This is a genomic window from Paenibacillus sp. sgz302190, assembly GCF_059820445.1.
This window is the reverse complement of record NZ_JBZYAO010000001.1, coordinates 339,369-356,858: the sequence shown is the minus strand read 5'-3', so window position 1 is coordinate 356,858 and position 17,490 is coordinate 339,369. Positions and strand designations below refer to the sequence as shown.

Genomic DNA, 17,490 nt, shown 5'->3' with positions numbered 1-17,490 from the left:
ATAGCCCCAGGCGGGGATACTCCCGCGCGGTTATCGTCGCGATCTTATGTAACAGGGAACGTGAAGTTCCCTTGCATTTCTGCCAAACCACCCCGGCATCGATTGTCGGGACGCAGCCATATTTTTTATCCGAAAGAGTCTCATTTAGGTTGTTGTCAGTATTACCAAGCAAAAGTCACCGAAATAATAACCAGAAGGATGAAAAGAACCAAAATAGCAGCAGTGCTAGTTCCCATACCGTAACCTGCGCAGCTGCCCATGCCAGCTCCGTACGCGCCCATACCAAACACCTCCTTCTGCTAATGAATCACTTGCAATGGCATTATATGTCCCGGGCGGGTGGGTTGTTTGGACGTATGACTACTTGCAAATACCTAGACCCAAAAAATTTGCCAATTGGTTACATAATAATAATTATGTAATCATTTATCCGGGTTCGGCCCTGTTTGACAATAATCGGGAACCACGAGATCATCGAATCCGTTAGATATTCATCTAAGTAGAAGCAACTCGTAACCGAAATGGTTTTTTCGTTTCGCGGTCAGCTCCTCCGTTAGCGGCTTCACGATATAGTCCAGTACCCCCATATCAAACGCTTCGAAGACTTAATCGCTGTTTGAAGCCACGAAAGCAATAGAAATGTCAGGTCTGGAAGACTGGATGACATTTGCCAACTGTAGACCATGAATGCCGGATCTATTCATGTCCAAATCAATTAGCACAAGATCGACGGATGCTCTGGGCAACTGCTCCAGAAGCTCTCGGGGATTCGTGAAAAGAGAGCAAATCCACACAATTTCTAACGCACGCAGCACGGTTTCAGCATGACGTAAGGCGAATGGATCACCACTGACAGCCATTACATTAATCACGTTCTCATGCCTCCTATAACGCCTTGTTGATCGCCTCGATAACCCTTTCTTTTTGGATCGGCTTTACGATGAAGTCCTTGGCACCGGCAGTAATAGCGTCGAGAACCATCGCCTGCTGACCCATGGCCGAGCACATGATGATTTTGGCTTTCGGGTCGATCTTCCGTATTTCTCTGACAGCAGCTACGCCGTCCATATCCGGCATTGTGATGTCCATAGTCACGAGGTCCGGGCGCATCAAAGCATATAGCTTTACGGCTTCGTGGCCGTCGGATGCCTCGCCTGCGATTTCATGCCCCATACTGAGAATAATGTCTTTGATTATTGTCCTCATAAATACCGCATCGTCAACGACCAGCACTTTTGTCATGAAGCATCCTCCTTCAGTAATCGATGTCGGTGTATTCCGTAATCTTCTAACATCTAAAGCAAGGGCCGTCCCTCAGCTTCATATCCGCTTTTGGACGGCCCCGCTTCTCAGAGCTATCTATTACTTGGAATTACGGTTGTCGATCAATTTAGCCTTTTCCAGCATCCGCTGAACGATAGCCGCCGTTTCCGCTCTCGTGATGTCGCTCGTCGGGTTGACTCCGGCATCTCTGCCTTGAACTAACCCGCTCTTCACGGTCGCTGCAACTGCTTGTTTCGCCCATGCATCTACCGACGCACCATCCACAAACGTGGAGAGCATTGATTCCGCTTCCGCGCCGCTGACGCTTGCGTTAAGTCCCGTCCACTTCATCGCCCGCGCGATCATCGCCATTGCTTCTTCGCGGGTGATTGTTTTGTTCGGACCAAACGTTCCGTCCTCATATCCTTCAATGATGCCGTATTCCTGCGCTTTCGCCACCGCGCCGACGTACCATTCACCAGCCATCACATCGCCGAATGGAGAGATTTTCCCGTTATCGGCCAGTCCCAACGCGCGAACGATAATCGCTGTGAACTCGGCACGAGTGATCGCCATGTCAGGATTGTAATGCGTTGCATCGATACCGTTTACCACAAGGCGCGAAGCCATATCGTTCACCGCGTCTTTCGACCAGTGCCCTTCTACATCCGCAAACGTCATCGGGTGCCATATCAAGGCATAGGTGCTGTTGGTCAAGCTATTGATGTTCGCATAATACTTGCCATCGATCGCAACAACTTTGGTCGGCACATGGCGTACGGTTCCATCAGGCTCGACGACAACGCCTGTAGTGATCTTGTTCTGGTCAACGCCGTCCGGTATCGCAAGGGTGCGTTTCACAATGGTGTTGAACTTCGATACTTCGATGGTTTTTTCTCCGTAGGTGCCTCTCACCGTAAAGTTCAGCGGCGGTGCGACAAGCGTAAACGTTCCTTTGGCTGCTGCATTTTCAACAACTTTCAACGTATCCGCTGTCGGAGTCGCGATTTCGATTTGCACCTTGATGTCCTGCAACGCTACAGACTTGCCGATCTGAGCGGATATGGAGTCGATGTTGATTTGCTGCGCAGGTAGAGTATAAGTAGCAGTCTCCGTCTTTACTTCGACTACCGCCTGCTTATTCTCCATAGCTTTCACCATCTGCCCGTTCAATTCTCCGATAACAATATCAGCCTTCGTGTTCATCGGTATTGTAACGATCGCATGATTCCCTTCACTTTCCAGCCTTTGATTCAGTTTTTGCGGATCCACTGTGATTGTTGTTACCGACTTATTTCCTTCGTTCGTTGTCACAGAAGTTCCAGCACTTTCAACCTTGCCGTTCACAAAAATATCCACGCTTGTATTCCCCGCTGAGGGAGTGGCAGGCTGTGTAGTCGTGGTGCCGCTTCCGTTATTGTTTCCGCTACCGTTACCACTTCCACTATCACTTCCACCTGAGGAATTTTGTTTAATATCCGCAGAGGTTAGCGTAATGAGTTTGTAGCGTACAACTTGATTATTGGCGTTGACTTCGTACACCCCGACATATTTATTGGTTGCCGCATCGATGCCAGAAATGTTTGTGCCCGGAATGTATGGATTGGTGACCCCCGCTCCTGTCGGCACAGCATCTCCTTCATTCGGAGTGGCGATGCTGCCGGACGATACGATAACCACCAGATGGTTGCCTGCCTCTGGCGCGGCTGCAACTGCCGTTGTTCCTGAAGTTGTTCCCGGTGTTATTGTTGCTGCCAGTACGGCTGCTTGTTTATTATTGACGGTGCTTGTTGTAAGAACAATCTGTTTGAAGCCGACGATCTGGTTGTTTGCATTGACCTCATATACGTCAACAAATTTGTTGCTTGCCGCATCTACACCGGGAATGTCTGTACCCGAAATGTACGGATTGGTGACTCCTGCACCATTAGGTGCAGCATCTCCTACATTTGGAGTAGCAATACTGATGGGCGATACTTTCACGACTAGGTGATTGCCGTTTCCGTAAACTGCGGAAACTACCGTCGTTCCAGATGCGCCACCCGGTGCGGCCGAAGCTGTAACTACCGGCGTTGGCGCGCTATTGCTATTTACATCGCCTGCTCCCAGGATGATCTGCTTGAAGTTTACAATTTGGTTGTTTGCGTTGACTTCATACACGCCAACGTATTTGTTCGTTGTCGCATCGACGCCAGAAATGTTAGAGCCCGGAACGTATGGATTGATGACCCCTGCTCCTGTCGGCACTGCGTCTCCCGCATTCGGTGCAGCAATGCTGCTGGACGATACTTTTACGGCCAGATGGTTGTCGTTTCCATAAATCGCAGAAACTACCGTCGTTCCCGGCGCCGCTCCCTGCCCTGGCACGGCTGTCAGCACTGGAGTAGGATTGTTGATATTAGCCGCTGTCAGCGTAATAGGCTTGAAGCTTACGATCTGATTGTTGCTGTTCACTTCATACACGCCAACATACTTGTTCGTTGTCGGATCCGCTCCGCTAATATCTGTTCCCGGCGTATACGGATCTGTCACTCCCGTTCCTGTCGGCGCTGCGTCTCCCACATTGGGGGTAGCGATGCTGCTGGACGATACTTTCACGACCAGACGGTTGCCTGCTCCTGCGGTTGCTGCAACCTCTGTTGTCCCCGGCGCCGTTCCCGGCCCTAGCGCGGCTGTCAGCACTGGAGCGGGATTGTTGATATTTGCCGCCGTCAGCGTAATAAGTTTGAAGCTTACGATCTGGTTGCTGCTGTTCACTTCATACACGCCCACATACTTGTTCGTTGTCGCATCCGCTCCGCTAATATCTGCTCCCTGCGTATACGGATCGATCACTCCCGTTCCTGTTGGCACTGCGTCTCCCGCATTGGGGGTAGCGATGCTGCTAGACGATACTTTCACGACCAGACGGTTGCCTGCTCCTGCGGTTGCTGCAACCTCTGTTGTCCCCGGCGCCGTTCCCGGCCCTGGCACGGTTGCCAGCACTGGAGCGGGATTGTTGATATTTGCCGCCGTCAGCGTAATAAGTTTGAAGCTTACGATCTGGTTGCTGCTGTTCACTTCATACACGCCCACATACTTGTTCGTTGTCGCATCCGCTCCGCTAATATCTGCTCCCTGCGTATACGGATCGATCACTCCCGTTCCTGTTGGCACTGCGTCTCCCGCATTGGGGGTAGCGATGCTGCTAGACGATACTTTCACGACCAGACGGTTGCCTGCTCCTGCGGTTGCTGCAACCTCTGTTGTCCCCGGCGCCGTTCCCGGCCCTGGCACGGTTGCCAGCACTGGAGCGGGATTGTTGATATTTGCCGCCGTCAGCGTAATAAGTTTGAAGCTTACGATCTGGTTGCTGCTGTTCACTTCATACACGCCCACATACTTGTTCGTTGTCGCATCCGCTCCGCTAATATCTGCTCCCTGCGTATACGGATCGATCACTCCCGTTCCTGTTGGCACTGCGTCTCCCGCATTGGGGGTAGCGATGCTGCTAGACGATACTTTCACGACCAGACGGTTGCCTGCTCCTGCGGTTGCTGCAACCTCTGTTGTCCCCGGCGCCGTTCCCGGCCCTGGCACGGTTGCCAGCACTGGAGCGGGATTGTTGATATTTGCCGCCGTCAGCGTAATAAGTTTGAAGCTTACGATCTGGTTGCTGCTGTTCACTTCATACACGCCCACATACTTGTTCGTTGTCGCATCCGCTCCGCTAATATCTGCTCCGGGCGTATACGGATCTGTCACTCCCGTTCCTGTCGGCGCAGCGTCTCCCGCATCGGGGATAGCGATGCTGCTGGACGATACTTTCACCACCAGTCGGCTGCCTACTCCTGCGGTCGCTGCAACCACTGTTGTCCCCGGCGCCGTTCCCGGCCCTGGCGCGGCTGTCAGCACTGGCGCTGGCGTTGCGGCGGCCAAGGCCACCGCCGTAGGAACCATGAAGGTTCCCACCATAAATGGACCTGAACTCAAACCTATCGTCTGAATCACGGTATTATTGGAGGTATCAATCACGCTCATGCTATTGGAGAGGTAATTAACCGAATAGGCACGGCTTCCATCTTTTGAGATACCCACAACAAAAGGCAAGTTGCCAACTATAATGGTAGCTGTCACAGTGTTCGTAGCGGTATCAATGACAGAAATATTATTGCTATTGCTACTTGCCACATAAACCTTACTGCCATCGGGGGTGACTTCCGTTGCGCTGGGTTGATTACTTATATTAATTGTTGCTTCCACAGCATTGTTAGCAACATTGATGACCGACACAGTATTGCTGGTTTGGTTTGCCACATAAATCTTGGTGCCGGCAGGATTAGCCGATAGACCAAAAGGGTGAGTACCCACCATAATTGTAGGTGCGATGACGGTATCACTAGCGACATCCACAATAAAAACACTATTTGAACTACAAGTGACATAAAGCTTCCCATTAACCACTACCATGGCAGCTGGACCAAGGGATACCTGTATCGTTTTGGTAACAGCAAGGGTATTTGTATCGATCACAGAGAGTGTGTTGCTACCATTGTTTGCCACGTAGGCCTTGCTGCCATCTGCGTTAAAGGCTACACCAAAAGGCGCGGAACCGACTGGTATTGTTCTAACCACCGTATCAGTAGCCGGGTCAATCACCGAAACGGTGTTGCTGCCCCTGTTGGTAACAAAGACTTGGGTGCCGTTGGGGTTAAACCCTGCACTATTAGGTTGGGTCCCTACTGTTATTTTGGCCTTTTGTACCGTGTTGGTGGTCAAGTCCACCACATCCACCACGCCGGTATTATAGCTTGTTATGTAGGCTTTGGTAAATGCGGCGCTGCCGGCTGCATGAACCGCCGCCGGCGGCACAGACAGCAGTTGAATAATCATACTGAGTATCAGTGCCCCTGCAAAAACAAGTCTTTTTAGTTTCAAATGCTGCTTTCTTGCTTTCATGGTTATATCCATTCCTTTCGCTTCGCTCAAGGCACAAAACGGAATGAAATCCGTTCGCCGTGAGCGATTTTTCTGTATTCTTGAGTTACAGGGATATCAGTACACTACAAATCACGTGGAGGTGAGTGGGCCGCCTCTTTTTACGGAGTGACCGCATGGTTATATGTGTAGATTGCCTTTCCAAGCATAAATAAGTGTCGCTTCGAGCACGCACCCTGTCTGTTGCGGAATCAACGTCTACAAAACCTTTATTGTGGCCTGCATCGCTTCCACCAACTTTGTTGTTGATGTCCAGCGTTTTTAGACTACGTTGTAGTGCTAACATTCAGCTTGGAAATGTGGTTTCGGATACCTTCAGCAAAAGCTCCTCCATGAACATCATTGACAAGCTCTTGGACAATCGTCCGATACTTCTTTTGATATCGAACCACTCATTCACAGCTCCATGAAGGAGAAACTTCCTGAACTGAAGCTTTCCCTTGCCGAGTCCTACCTAGATGAAATCAACTTGATCTTGACTGTTCCGTCCATGAAAAACCTGTTTTCCGCCATTACCGTGGTTTCGGAAATCGGTGTGAATATGGACGTGTTCCCGACATCCCCTCCCTATCTCTCCCTCCCATAATGAAACGTTGATGTTCCAATTTCCGGGACCTGTGACAAAGGTATGTCCTGCAAGAGCAGATGCTGAAATTCCGTATACAAATCGAACTTGCTTTAGCCATGGAATCGACGACTCCCGCTCAACTTCATCCACATTTTATCAAACGGTTCTCACAAAATTCTCACAAAACCGCGATTTCTGTCAAAAAACACAAAAAAAGCAGAGAGAATTGCTCTCTGCTTTAAGTCTTTATGCCTATTAGTCGCTTCATCCCAAATAGGACGCCATACGGCTTCTTATCTCCTGAGGCGGTTGCAGACCCATTTCCCGGTGATAGAAGGCTTCGTACCTCGCATAATGCCTGTTGAATTGCTCCCTGTTCCCACGACTTGCATACAGGTCCAGCAATTAAAGCAAATGTTTGCCGCGAGTTTATTAAAGCAAATACTTGCCGCGGCGGCAAAGTTTTGGTTTAACTCTCACACCGCCATTCTATACCCCGAAGATTGGCAGGGGGCGTGGGCATCGAACCCACCACAGTCTGCTTTGGAGGCAGACTCGCCGGCCGAGGAACATGGACCCCTACATAATTGGTGGAATCGAAAGGACTCGAACCTGCATTACATACATTAACAGTGCGTTTATGGAACCGAATTGGAGACGTAGACGGGATTCGAACCCGCGAATCCCTGTTCGAAAGACAGGTGTGTTATGCCGCTTCACCACTACGTCATATGGTCGGGATGACCGGACTTGAACCGATGACCTCTAGTACCCGAAACTAGCGTTCTACCAAGCTGAACTACATCCCGATGGTGGGAAAGGACGGATTCGAACCGCCGAACCCCGAAGGAAGCTGATTTACAGTCAGCTGCGTTTAGCCTCTTCGCTACTCTCCCATATTGGTGCCGGCGAAAGGATTTGAACCTTTGACCTACTGATTAAAAGTCAGTTGCTCTGCCAATTGAGCTACGCCAGCTTGTGGACACGGTAAATCCTTGCTTGGAGCGGGTTAGTCTCCCACAGATTTTTTTACAGCTTGTGTTTCGTTCAACCACAACTCTGAACCCAACTCATGGTCGACTCACACTCTGCGAACCGTTCATTTATGTACTTTTTGGTGCGGCAAGTGGGACTTGAACCCACAGGTGAGCTTTCGCTGCACGAGCATCTGAGGCTCGTATGTCTGCCATTCCATCACAGCCGCATGGCTGCCCCTCCAGGGCTCGAACCTGGGATCGCGGCTTCAAAGGCCGCTGCCTTACCAACTTGGCTAAGAGGCAATATAGGGAGATCAACCGGAATCGAACCCATACCGAATGCTTGGGAGGCACCCGTTCTTCCGTTAAACTAATTCCGCATTTTGGTGACGCATGCCGGATTCGAACCGAGCGAATGCAGGATTGAAAGTCCTGTGGCTTAGACCGCTTGCCTAATGCGCCAAGTATTTGGAGGGTCGAGCAGGATTTGTCCTGTGATCGACGATTTTGCTGATTGCCGAGTTAGCCGGCTTCACCTTTGGTCTTTTGAACCCTTGGAGGCGCTCGTTTTCAAAACGAGTGCAATAACCGAACTCTACCACCCTATATAACATATGTTCGTTATAACGGTGTGAAAAAGGCTACTCGCCCATTGCGGTTCCACTTGTATCGTTTCGCCTAACCCGGTAGTCCGGAATTACGACAAACACAAATGGACCACTCGCCAAGGGTGCAAGTAGCCTTTTACGTACAAATCTATGGATCAACGGATTCAGATTCAGAACGGTCCGCGATTCATGATCACGTTAGCGCCGTTCCTCCTCTTTTTAGGATTGCACGGCCCAAACGTGGCACGTAAAAACTACTTTTGATTGGCTGGATATAGGCTTTAAGAAAGTTGCTAAATGCCCCTTTACTGCCGCTCTCGCGCCAAATATCGGCATGCTCATGAATGATCGATATCTCATGATAGCCAAATGGCTGTTGCTGATTAGACTGCTCGCATGGATTCATAAATAATGGCTTTCTCATGGCCTATCCCTTCCTTTCTTCGTAGTTTTTACAATGTTACACTTTTTTGCTTTCGCGCTTTATCACTTTAATGTTTTACCGCTTTACTGATTATGATCTTATCACGGGTTTTTTTTGCTGTCAACCCTTTTTTTATTATTCCCCCATCGCCTTATAAAACAAAAAGACCGCTGGACTCCAGCGGTCTTTTCATATCCGGACAAATGCGTCAAAAATGACGCAATTTTGCCTGCAATTCCTCCCTGTCGTCAGGGAGATAGGGATATCGAAAAAAGGCCGCGTGGCGAGGTATAAGGCTTTGGGGCGTTTATAAATAAATGGTCGCCTTCCGATGGGCTCCACAGTTGAATGCGCTCATATCCAAATGCCTTTTTCATCCTCGCTCACGCTCCTTCCTACATACCTAAATTTTCCTCATAATAAATCAATAACAACTCCAGTGTCAAGCAGAAGTATGATTAATCGCGAAAAAGAATGAGATCATGTTCTTGTCACCCGATACTTATTGATGGTCCCGTTACTGTACGAGCAAACAAAGCACTTGCTACATCCTCATTTCCAGCACTTTTGGGAGCGCTTCGGCCGATTCGTATTGAGCCCGGCCGCCTAATTGCCTGAGCGCGCGGAGAAAGCCTGCAAAAGTGCAGGCTTTTGCTCGTTCATACGCTGAAAACGAAACATTCCTGCATTTGTGCAGGCTTTTCGCCACGCACAGGGGCTCAGATTCATTTTCAGCGAAAATTCCTGCACTTTTGCAGGCTTTTTGCCAAAATGAATCGCTTTCTCAGAAAAAACCTGCACTTTCGCAGGTTTTCTCCCCAAGCCGGCCATGTGGCCGACCGGCCCCCGTCATGCGGCGCAACACCGCGTGCTTGGAGCTGCGCGCGGTACTGCCTCTCCGGCGCGTGACCGCCCGCCGTGCAGCGCTGCAGCCCGCGCCGGGAGAGGCGCGCATGAGAAAAGAGCCGCTGCGCGATCACCAGCACCGCCGTCTTTGGGCGGCAAAGCCCTGACCGCGTTGGAGAATTATGACGCCGGATCACCGACGTTCATCGATTATATAGGCAAAAAAGCCGCGCCCCCTCCATGCTGAGATGGAGGAATTGCAGCTTTTGCATTAATCAAAAAGTCGGCGGTATGCTCCGTAGCCTTCTTTTTCAAGATCGTCAACCGGGATGAAGCGCAGTGCGGCGGAATTGATGCAATAGCGCAGTCCGGTCGGCCCAGGCCCGTCGTTAAACACGTGTCCGAGATGCGAGTCGGCCTCCTGGCTCCTCACTTCGGTGCGCACCATGAAATGGCTTAAATCCTGCTTCTCTTTGATCGTGCCGGCATACAAAGGTTGGGTAAAGCTCGGCCAGCCGCAGCCCGAATCAAATTTGTCCCGCGAGCTGAACAGCGGTTCCCCTGAGACGATATCGACGTAAATGCCTTCTTCGTGATGGTCCCAAAACTCATTTTGAAACGGCGGCTCGGTCGCGCTATTTTGCGTAACTTCATATTGAAGCTTCGTCAAGTTGCCCCTGCGCGCTTCCTTGTCTCTGTCAGTGTTCCAGTGATTTTCGATAAAAGCGTCACGGCCGGAGCCTTTCCGGTACATTTTGTAACGGAGCGGATTTTTATGGTGATAATCCTGATGGTACTCTTCCGCCGGATAAAATACGCCTGCCGCCACGATTTCCGTCGCGACCGGGCGATCAAACCGTCCGCTTTGTTCTAGCGCCAGCTTGGACGCTTCCGCCTGCTCCCGCTGCTCCTCGCTATGGTAAAAGATCGCGCTGCGATACGACGAGCCTCTGTCATAAAACTGACCGCCGGCATCTGTCGGATCAATTTGCCGCCAAAAAATGTCCAGCAGCTTCTCGTAAGGGAACAGCTTCGGATCAAACGTGATTTGCACCGCTTCCGCGTGCCCGGTCGTTTCCGAACAAACTTCTTCGTACGTTGGGTTCACCGTGTGTCCTCCGGTATATCCCGAAACGACCTTCACGATGCCCGGCATCTCCTCAAAGGGGGTTACCATGCACCAAAAGCATCCTCCTGCAAATGTCGCCAGCTCATATCCGCCGGTTTCATGCGTATGCTCTGTCATCCACTTTTCACCGCTTTCTTTAATTGGATATTGTACCTATGACCTATGATAACAAAGAAAGCGGAACTTGCCAAAAATATGCGGCATTCCGTATTCGCGCTCTGTTGACTTGGCGCCTCCGGCGCGCTAAGGTTATTTGAAGAAAGAAACTGCCATCACCTTACGAAAACGGAGGATTTCCCATGTTCCAATCTGCCAGCTATACCGGATCGAGAGAGGAAAACTACGAAACGCTTATCAAACAGCTGACCTCTTTATTGGAAGGCGAATCGGACCAAACCGCCAATCTGGCCAACGCGTCGGCCCTGCTTCGCTCTTTTCTTCAGGAAGTGAATTGGGCGGGCTTTTATTTGCTGAAAAACAACGAGCTTGTGCTCGGTCCCTTCCAAGGCCTCCCCGCCTGCGTGCGAATTCCTCTCGGCAAAGGCGTGTGCGGGACATCCGCTCTCCAAAGACAAACCGTCCGGGTCGCCGATGTCCATCAATTTCCCGGCCACATTGCGTGTGACGCCGCTTCGCAATCGGAGATCGTCATCCCGCTGATCAAGCATAACGAGCTGATCGGCGTTCTCGATATCGACAGCCCCGTCAAGGACAGATTCGATGCAATCGACCAAAAGTATTTGGAAAAATTCGTCGGCGAGCTAATTCGTTTTATCGGTTAGCCGGCTGTCCCTGACGAGCCTCTGTCATCGCCGTACCACAATTCGCGGAAGGTGGCGCTGCCCTGCAAAAGCTCTGCGGAAGTCCCTTCCGCTTCAATTCGCCCGTCCTTCATCACGATGATGCGGTCGGCCCGGCTGAGAGCCGCTTTGCGGTGCGAGACGACCAGGCAGGTGGCATCGCCCCTCAGCCTGAACAGCCGCTCCCAAAGCTTTTGCTCCGTCTCGACGTCAAGCGCGCTCGACAGATCGTCAAACACGTACAGCTCGGCGTCGCGCACGAGCATGCGGGCTGCCGCCGTCCGCTGCGCCTGGCCGCCGGACAGCTTGACCCCGCGCGGGCCGATGACCGTCTCGAGCCCGTCCTGCAAATGAGCGACGTCCTCCTCCATCACCGCGGCGTAGACCGCCCGCTTCAAGCTGTCCTCGCCGCCGGCCTGCCCTAACAAAATGTTGTTCCGCAGCGTATCGCTGTACAACCGGGGAACCTGCGCCGTGTAGGCGCTGCGCGGCGGGACGAAGAACGATCCCGCATCTTCGACCTCCATGCCGTTCCATTCCACCGTGCCGTCCGCCTTCGGCAGCAGGCCGAGCAGCGTGCGGACGAGCGTCGTTTTGCCGGAGCCGATCGCTCCCGTGACGACGGTGAACGATCCCCGCTCGAGGCTGAATGCCACGTCCGCAATACCCCTCCCCGTATCCGCGTAGCGGTACGACAGCCCTTTTACGCTAAGACGCCGCAGGGCGCCGGCGTTCACGGAGCGCTCGTCCGTCGCATCCGGGTCGATGCTTTCACCGCCGTCCGCAGCCATTCCCCGGCTTGCCGCGGCGAATCCGCCGCTTTTACGGAGATGCAGCGGCCTGACCATCGTCAGTACTTTGGCGGAAGCCCCCTGCAGCAGCAAAGTGAGCCGTTCCAGGGCGACGCTCATCTGCTTGAAATAAGTCAAAAATTTGCCGACATTGGAAATAAACTGCGTGACGAACGTCAAATAATAGACGAACAGCGCAAAATCGCCGACGGAAAAAGTGCCTGCGCGCATTTTTTGCCCTGCCAACAGCAAGATCAGCCCCGTGCCGAGGTTGACCGAGTTGGAAAAGACCGAATCGAGCAGTTCGCTCATCAGGCGGTCCTTGATCATCGCCTTTCTCCGTTCATCGCCCGAACGGGCAAAACGGCCGATGACCCGCCGCTCGGCGCCGGCCACCTGAATCGCCTGCACGTTCCCGAACATCTCGCTGATCTCGCCGGTCACGCGGGACGTCGCCTCCCGGCTGGCTGCGCGGTATTTTTGCAATCGCGCGGTGGCCAGTTGGGCTGCCGATACGACAAGCACCAAAGGCAAAAAGACAAGCAGCGTCATCTGCGCATCGATGCGAATAAGAATCCAGCTGGATACGGCAGCGAAGCAGGTCATCCCGAACACGTCCACCGACCAGCTCGCCGCTTCTTCCGAATGGTCGACGTCATCGCGGAAATGGCTGATCGCCTCCCCCGGAGAAACCGGAATCGCCCGCGCTCCCGGCTGCTTGAGCACATGCTCCAGCAAGTTGCGCCGCAGCAGCATGCCCATGCGGAAGCGGAAGTTTACATCCGTAATAAAGCCCATCAGGATCAGCATCATCCGGCCGAGCGCAGCGCCCAGCAGAAGCGCGATAATGCCCCATACGCCGAACCCCGCAGCCGATTGGCCGGCCAAAAAGTCAAAAAACTCCTTGGTCACAAGTCCGGGCGCGATCGGAGCCAAATAAATGACCGTCCATGCCGCCGCATTTATCCAATATAGAACGGGACGGTACATAATTAACCGCCACAAATATTGATGCGTCTTCATCGCTAAGCGAGCACCTCCTCAAGGCCGGTGGCAAGCAGCCGGCTGAACCGGGATGACGGGTCCGCAGCCAACTGCTCGCGCCTGCCCGACTCCAGAATCCGGCCGTTTTCCAAAATGACGATCTGGTCCGCCCGCTGCACCGTAGCGAGCCGATGCGCGATCATCATGCAGGAACGGCCTGCCAGCAGCTTGCCGATCGCTTTCTCGATGCGCTGCTCCGTTAGCGGATCGAGCCTTGACGAAGCTTCGTCCATAATGACCAGCCCCGGGTCCGTCAGAAACACCCGGGCAAAAGCGAGCAGCTGCGCTTCGCCTGCCGAAAGGCTTCCGCCCCCGGAAGCAAGCTGCGTCTCCAGCCCTTCCGGCAGCGACTCGTACCACGCTTCCAGGCCGAGGTCGCGCAGCACTTCGACAATCCGCCCGTCAGGCACGGTATCGTCGTAAAAGGTCAGGTTGTCTCTGACCGATCCCTGCATAATTTCGATATTTTGCGTGACCATCGCCACGCGTTGCCTCAAGTCGTTGAGCGTGCAGCTGCGAATGTCGACGCCGCCAAGCTCGATGGAGCCGTGCTGCGGATCGTAAAAGCGGTGCAATAGCCGCGCCAGCGTCGTCTTCCCGCTCCCCGTCCGCCCGAGCAGGCCCAGCACTTCTCCCGGACGCAGCGTCACGTTCAGCTCCTCAATCGTCGGCGCTCCGGCGTCGCTGTCGCTCTCGTAGCTGAAAGTCACATCGCGAAACGCCACGCCCAGCGGCCCTTGCGGCAGCGGCACGCCGGGACCGTCCGCGATCCGCGAGCGCGTCTCAAAGAGCTCGCGGATGCGGCTGATGCTGGCGTCGGCTTTTTGCAAATCTTCCATTTGCGTCCTGATTTTTTCAATCGGCTTTGCCAGCAGCTCGGTGTAGAAGAAAATCAAATACACGGTGCCAAGCGAAATATGCTCGGTGTGCCACAAGTAAGCGCTAATGCCGAATGCAAGCGCATTCCCGAGAGCAAACACGAGAATCGACGTGTTCCACATCGCGCAAAATCCGAGGAACGCTTTGATGCGCAGCGGCAGCATCCGGCGAAGCATCGCATAAAAGCGTCCCATCACAAATCCGGCGGCCCCGTTGGCCCGAATATCTTCGGTGCCTTCCAGATGCTCCCCGATAAACCCGTAAAACTCGGCGTTCGCCTGCCTCCACCCCGACCATACGGGGACGGCGAATTTGCGGATCCGCTGAATGATAACAAACGCAAAAAGCACGAACAGCGCCATCCCCGCGCCGATCATCCAATTTTCCCGGAACAGCAGGACAACAATCCCGATCATTAAAAGCAAATTGCCGACCAGATGAATCATCATGCTGGAAAAAAAGTTGGCCAGCGCATTCACATCGCCGTCAACCCGCTCGATCAGCGCCCCCGGCGTATGCGATTTATGGAAAGACATATCCAGAGACAGGCAGTGTGCGGCCAGATCCACGCGGAGCGTATTGGTCGTTTTCCACCCGATATTTTCGCTAAAATACGTAACTGCGACGGAAATCAGCTGATGCGCGAGAGAAAACGCGATAAATAAGCCCGCGGCAGTGTACAGCGGCGTCATTTCCCCCTGGGATTGCGCCGTATCGATAAAAAATCGGATAATTTGCGGATTGACAAGCTGCATGCCGATGGAAACAAAAAGCAGCAGAGCAAGAACGGTCAAAGCTTTCCGCTGCGGGAGCAAGTATTTTTGCAGCATGTTGGAATATTGATGAAGCGAATTTACGCTTTTCGATTGCTGCATGCGAATCCTCCTGAATATCGAAAAAAATAATTCCGGCGTTATGAGCGTATGCCCGTTTCAAAAGCTTGAATCATGCCGTCCATCCACATATTCCAGGCGTCATCCACCATACAGCGGTGCGGGTCCGCTTCGAACCAGCGGATCGTGCGCTGAATCCCTTCGGCAAACGGGACAGTCGCCGCATACTCCGGCACGTACCGTTTGATTTTGCTGTTGTCGAATACGCTGCTGACCGCTTTGTCGCCATACAGCCCACCGGCCAGCTCCGGGGAACGCGCGCACAGAAAATCGGATGAAATATGTATAAGTTCGGGCTCCATGCCTGCCGCCCGGCCAATCAAGCCGTAGATCTGATTCCAGGACAGAACCTCATCGGAAGTAATGTGAAACGCCTCCCCGATGGCCGCCTCATTGCCCAGCAAACCGACCAGACCTTTGGCAAAATCACTGTTATGCGTCATCGTCCACAGGGATGAGCCGTCTCCGTGCACGATGATTTTTTTGCCGCTGCGCATGCGGTCTATGAGCGACCACGGATGCTGCCGGCTGTTCAGCGCCGACGGAATCATCGTATTGCCGTACGTATGGGACGGCCGCACGATGGTCACAGGGAACCCGTTCCGCCCGTACGCTTCCATGAGCAGCGTTTCGCAGGCGATTTTGTCGCGCGAATATTGCCAGAACGGATTGTCCAGCGGCGTTTGCTCCGTGACGAGATAGTGCTGGAGCGGCTTTTGGTATGCGGAGGCGGAGCTGATGAAAATGTACTGCTTGGTCTTTCCTTGAAACAGCTCGATATCCGTTTGCACATGGTCGGGGGTAAAGGCGATCCAATCCACGACAACGTCAAAATCGTAGGGCTGCAAAGTCCGCGAAGCGGCCGCGGCATCGCGAATGTCGCCCGTAATGATGTGCGCTCCTTCGGGAACAAAGCTGCTGCGCCCTCCCCGATTGAATAAATACAGCTCATGCCCCTTCTCCACTGCTAACTTGGAGACAGCTTCGCTAATGAGTCCGGTACCGCCGATGAACAATATTTTCATACCTATTTCCCTCCCAAAATTTCTAGTTCATTCCTAAATATGCAGTACCCTCAATGATACTAGATTAAGCTTCTGCCGACAATGCGGTATTCATCGGACAAGCCTGGAGAAACCGGGGAAACTTGACGTTCCTCATCGATTACTTTCAGAAATTCAACTATTGATTTTAAAGATATGCAGCTTTTATAATTAATTTTTCGAGTAAAATTGGAGAGGATGTGTAAGCGTGTATCAAATCGGATTAATTGGCGATTACGATGCGGAAGTCACGGCACATGCAGCGATACCTCAAGCGATCCAATTGGCGGCAAATGATCTGGGTGTCTCCATCCATTTTGAATGGGTTCCCACCCCTTCGCTGGATCAGGATTGCGAGCGGAAGCTTGCCAAGTATCATGCGCTTTGGGTAGTTCCTGCCAGCCCTTACCGCAGTATGCAAGGCGCCCTCAATGGCATCCGGTTTGCCCGCGAGCGCCGGATTCCCTTTTTAGGCACGTGCGGCGGTTTTCAACATATGATAATTGAGTTTGCCAGAAATGTCCTGGGACTTGCTGAAGCCGATCACGCCGAGGAAAATCCTTCCGCTTCTTTGATACTGGTTGCTCCTCTCACATGCTCGGTCAGTGAAAAGATACATACGTTTAAGCTGAGCCCCGGTTCAAAAGCGGCAAATATTTATGGAACCCATGAGATTGTTGAACAGTATGGGATTTGCAATTACGGCTTGAACCCCGAATTTGGCCCTATGTTAGAAAAAGCGGGCTTGCGCATTGCCGGAACAGATCTTGATGGTGAAGTTCGCATCATGGAGCTCGATCAGCATCCTTTCTTTATGGGGACGTTATTTCAACCTGAGCGTTCGGCTTTGAAACATGTCAGTCATCCATTGATCGCAGCCTTTCTTCGCAAAGCCATCCAAACAGGTGGAGCTAGAGGGGACGCTTAATTAGGGCGCACCGGGTGCTGGGAGCTGTGCACTGTGGGCTGACGGCGTCGCATGACGGCGGCGGTCGAGCGCACCGCGCGGCTGGGAGCTGCGTTCGTTACGGCGTCGCTACCCGAGTCGGGCTAGGCGCGTGTTGGGCAGGAACGGTTGCATTTCGGCGAGGTGGCATGAGGCACTTGGCTGGCTGGGCCGACGGGAAAACCTGCAAAAGTGCAGGAATTTTCTGTGAAAATAGCTCGTTTTGGCGAAAAGCCTGCGAAAGTACAGGAATTTTTGACAAAATGGAAAGTTGAGCCCCTGTGCCGAGGAAAAGCCTGCAC

At 52.7% G+C, this 17,490-nt stretch carries 12 protein-coding genes, 7 tRNA genes and 1 pseudogene; 2 read left to right on the top strand and 18 right to left on the bottom strand.

What is annotated here, in order from left to right; genetic code table 11:
- Positions 1-161: 161 nt before the first annotated feature.
- The 15 genes and pseudogenes from AC6RNO_RS01715 to msrA form a co-directional block, all read right to left on the bottom strand.
- Positions 162-281 (bottom strand): YjcZ family sporulation protein, encoded by a 120-nt coding sequence (locus AC6RNO_RS01715; protein ID WP_474680929.1) that lies wholly within the window; start codon positions 279-281, stop codon positions 162-164.
- A 324-nt stretch (positions 282-605) separates the two neighbouring features.
- Entirely contained in the window at positions 606-872 is a 267-nt protein-coding gene (locus AC6RNO_RS01710) for a response regulator (RefSeq protein ID WP_474680928.1), read from the bottom strand.
- A gap of 13 nt (positions 873-885) precedes the next feature.
- Positions 886-1,242: a response regulator gene (locus tag AC6RNO_RS01705; RefSeq protein ID WP_474680927.1), complete on the bottom strand. Its 357-nt coding sequence runs from the start codon at positions 1,240-1,242 to the stop codon at positions 886-888.
- Positions 1,243-1,362: 120 nt separating this feature from the next.
- Positions 1,363-5,202, bottom strand: coding sequence for an S-layer homology domain-containing protein (locus AC6RNO_RS01700; RefSeq protein WP_497104623.1), 3,840 nt, complete (start codon positions 5,200-5,202; stop codon positions 1,363-1,365).
- A 21-nt stretch (positions 5,203-5,223) separates the two neighbouring features.
- A pseudogene (locus AC6RNO_RS01695) lies at positions 5,224-6,135 on the bottom strand (YVTN family beta-propeller repeat protein); the annotation flags it as partial.
- A 1,325-nt stretch (positions 6,136-7,460) separates the two neighbouring features.
- A tRNA-Glu gene (locus AC6RNO_RS01690) sits at positions 7,461-7,537 on the bottom strand.
- A 3-nt stretch (positions 7,538-7,540) separates the two neighbouring features.
- Positions 7,541-7,617: transfer RNA gene (locus AC6RNO_RS01685), tRNA-Pro, on the bottom strand.
- A 1-nt stretch (position 7,618) separates the two neighbouring features.
- A tRNA-Tyr gene (locus AC6RNO_RS01680) sits at positions 7,619-7,704 on the bottom strand.
- 4 nt (positions 7,705-7,708) lie between these two features.
- Positions 7,709-7,784 (bottom strand) — tRNA-Lys (locus AC6RNO_RS01675).
- A gap of 139 nt (positions 7,785-7,923) precedes the next feature.
- Positions 7,924-8,012 (bottom strand) — tRNA-Leu (locus AC6RNO_RS01670).
- A gap of 1 nt (position 8,013) precedes the next feature.
- Positions 8,014-8,088, bottom strand: a tRNA-Gln gene (locus AC6RNO_RS01665).
- Between the two features lie 81 nt (positions 8,089-8,169).
- Positions 8,170-8,247, bottom strand: a tRNA-Glu gene (locus AC6RNO_RS01660).
- 339 nt (positions 8,248-8,586) lie between these two features.
- Complete coding sequence (locus tag AC6RNO_RS01655; protein ID WP_474680925.1) at positions 8,587-8,817, bottom strand: hypothetical protein; 231 nt, start codon at positions 8,815-8,817, stop codon at positions 8,587-8,589.
- A gap of 606 nt (positions 8,818-9,423) precedes the next feature.
- Positions 9,424-9,648, bottom strand: a complete 225-nt coding sequence (locus AC6RNO_RS01650) for a hypothetical protein (protein ID WP_474680924.1) — start codon at positions 9,646-9,648, stop codon at positions 9,424-9,426.
- Between the two features lie 286 nt (positions 9,649-9,934).
- Positions 9,935-10,909, bottom strand: a complete 975-nt coding sequence (gene msrA, locus AC6RNO_RS01645) for a peptide-methionine (S)-S-oxide reductase MsrA (RefSeq protein ID WP_474680923.1) — start codon at positions 10,907-10,909, stop codon at positions 9,935-9,937.
- Between the two features lie 182 nt (positions 10,910-11,091).
- Between msrA and AC6RNO_RS01640 the strand changes: the two genes are divergently transcribed.
- On the top strand, positions 11,092-11,574 hold the full coding sequence (locus AC6RNO_RS01640; RefSeq protein WP_474680922.1) for a free L-methionine (R)-S-oxide reductase MsrC: 483 nt from the start codon (positions 11,092-11,094) through the stop codon (positions 11,572-11,574).
- Here AC6RNO_RS01640 and AC6RNO_RS01635 read toward each other — a convergent pair.
- The 3 genes from AC6RNO_RS01635 to AC6RNO_RS01625 are packed head-to-tail and all read right to left on the bottom strand — an operon-like array spanning position 11,571 to position 16,224.
- Entirely contained in the window at positions 11,571-13,406 is a 1,836-nt protein-coding gene (locus tag AC6RNO_RS01635) for an ATP-binding cassette domain-containing protein (RefSeq protein WP_497104327.1), read from the bottom strand. The two genes, AC6RNO_RS01640 and AC6RNO_RS01635, sit on opposite strands and share 4 nt — an antisense overlap.
- Positions 13,407-13,408: 2 nt before the next feature.
- Positions 13,409-15,181, bottom strand: a complete 1,773-nt coding sequence (locus AC6RNO_RS01630; RefSeq protein ID WP_497104326.1) for an ATP-binding cassette domain-containing protein — start codon at positions 15,179-15,181, stop codon at positions 13,409-13,411.
- Positions 15,182-15,219: 38 nt separating this feature from the next.
- Positions 15,220-16,224, bottom strand: coding sequence for an NAD-dependent epimerase/dehydratase family protein (locus tag AC6RNO_RS01625; RefSeq protein WP_497104325.1), 1,005 nt, complete (start codon positions 16,222-16,224; stop codon positions 15,220-15,222).
- 226 nt (positions 16,225-16,450) lie between these two features.
- Here AC6RNO_RS01625 and AC6RNO_RS01620 point away from each other — a divergent pair, with 226 nt between their 5' ends.
- Positions 16,451-17,170 (top strand): CTP synthase C-terminal region-related (seleno)protein, encoded by a 720-nt coding sequence (locus tag AC6RNO_RS01620; protein ID WP_474680918.1) that lies wholly within the window; start codon positions 16,451-16,453, stop codon positions 17,168-17,170.
- Positions 17,171-17,490: the final 320 nt, after the last annotated feature.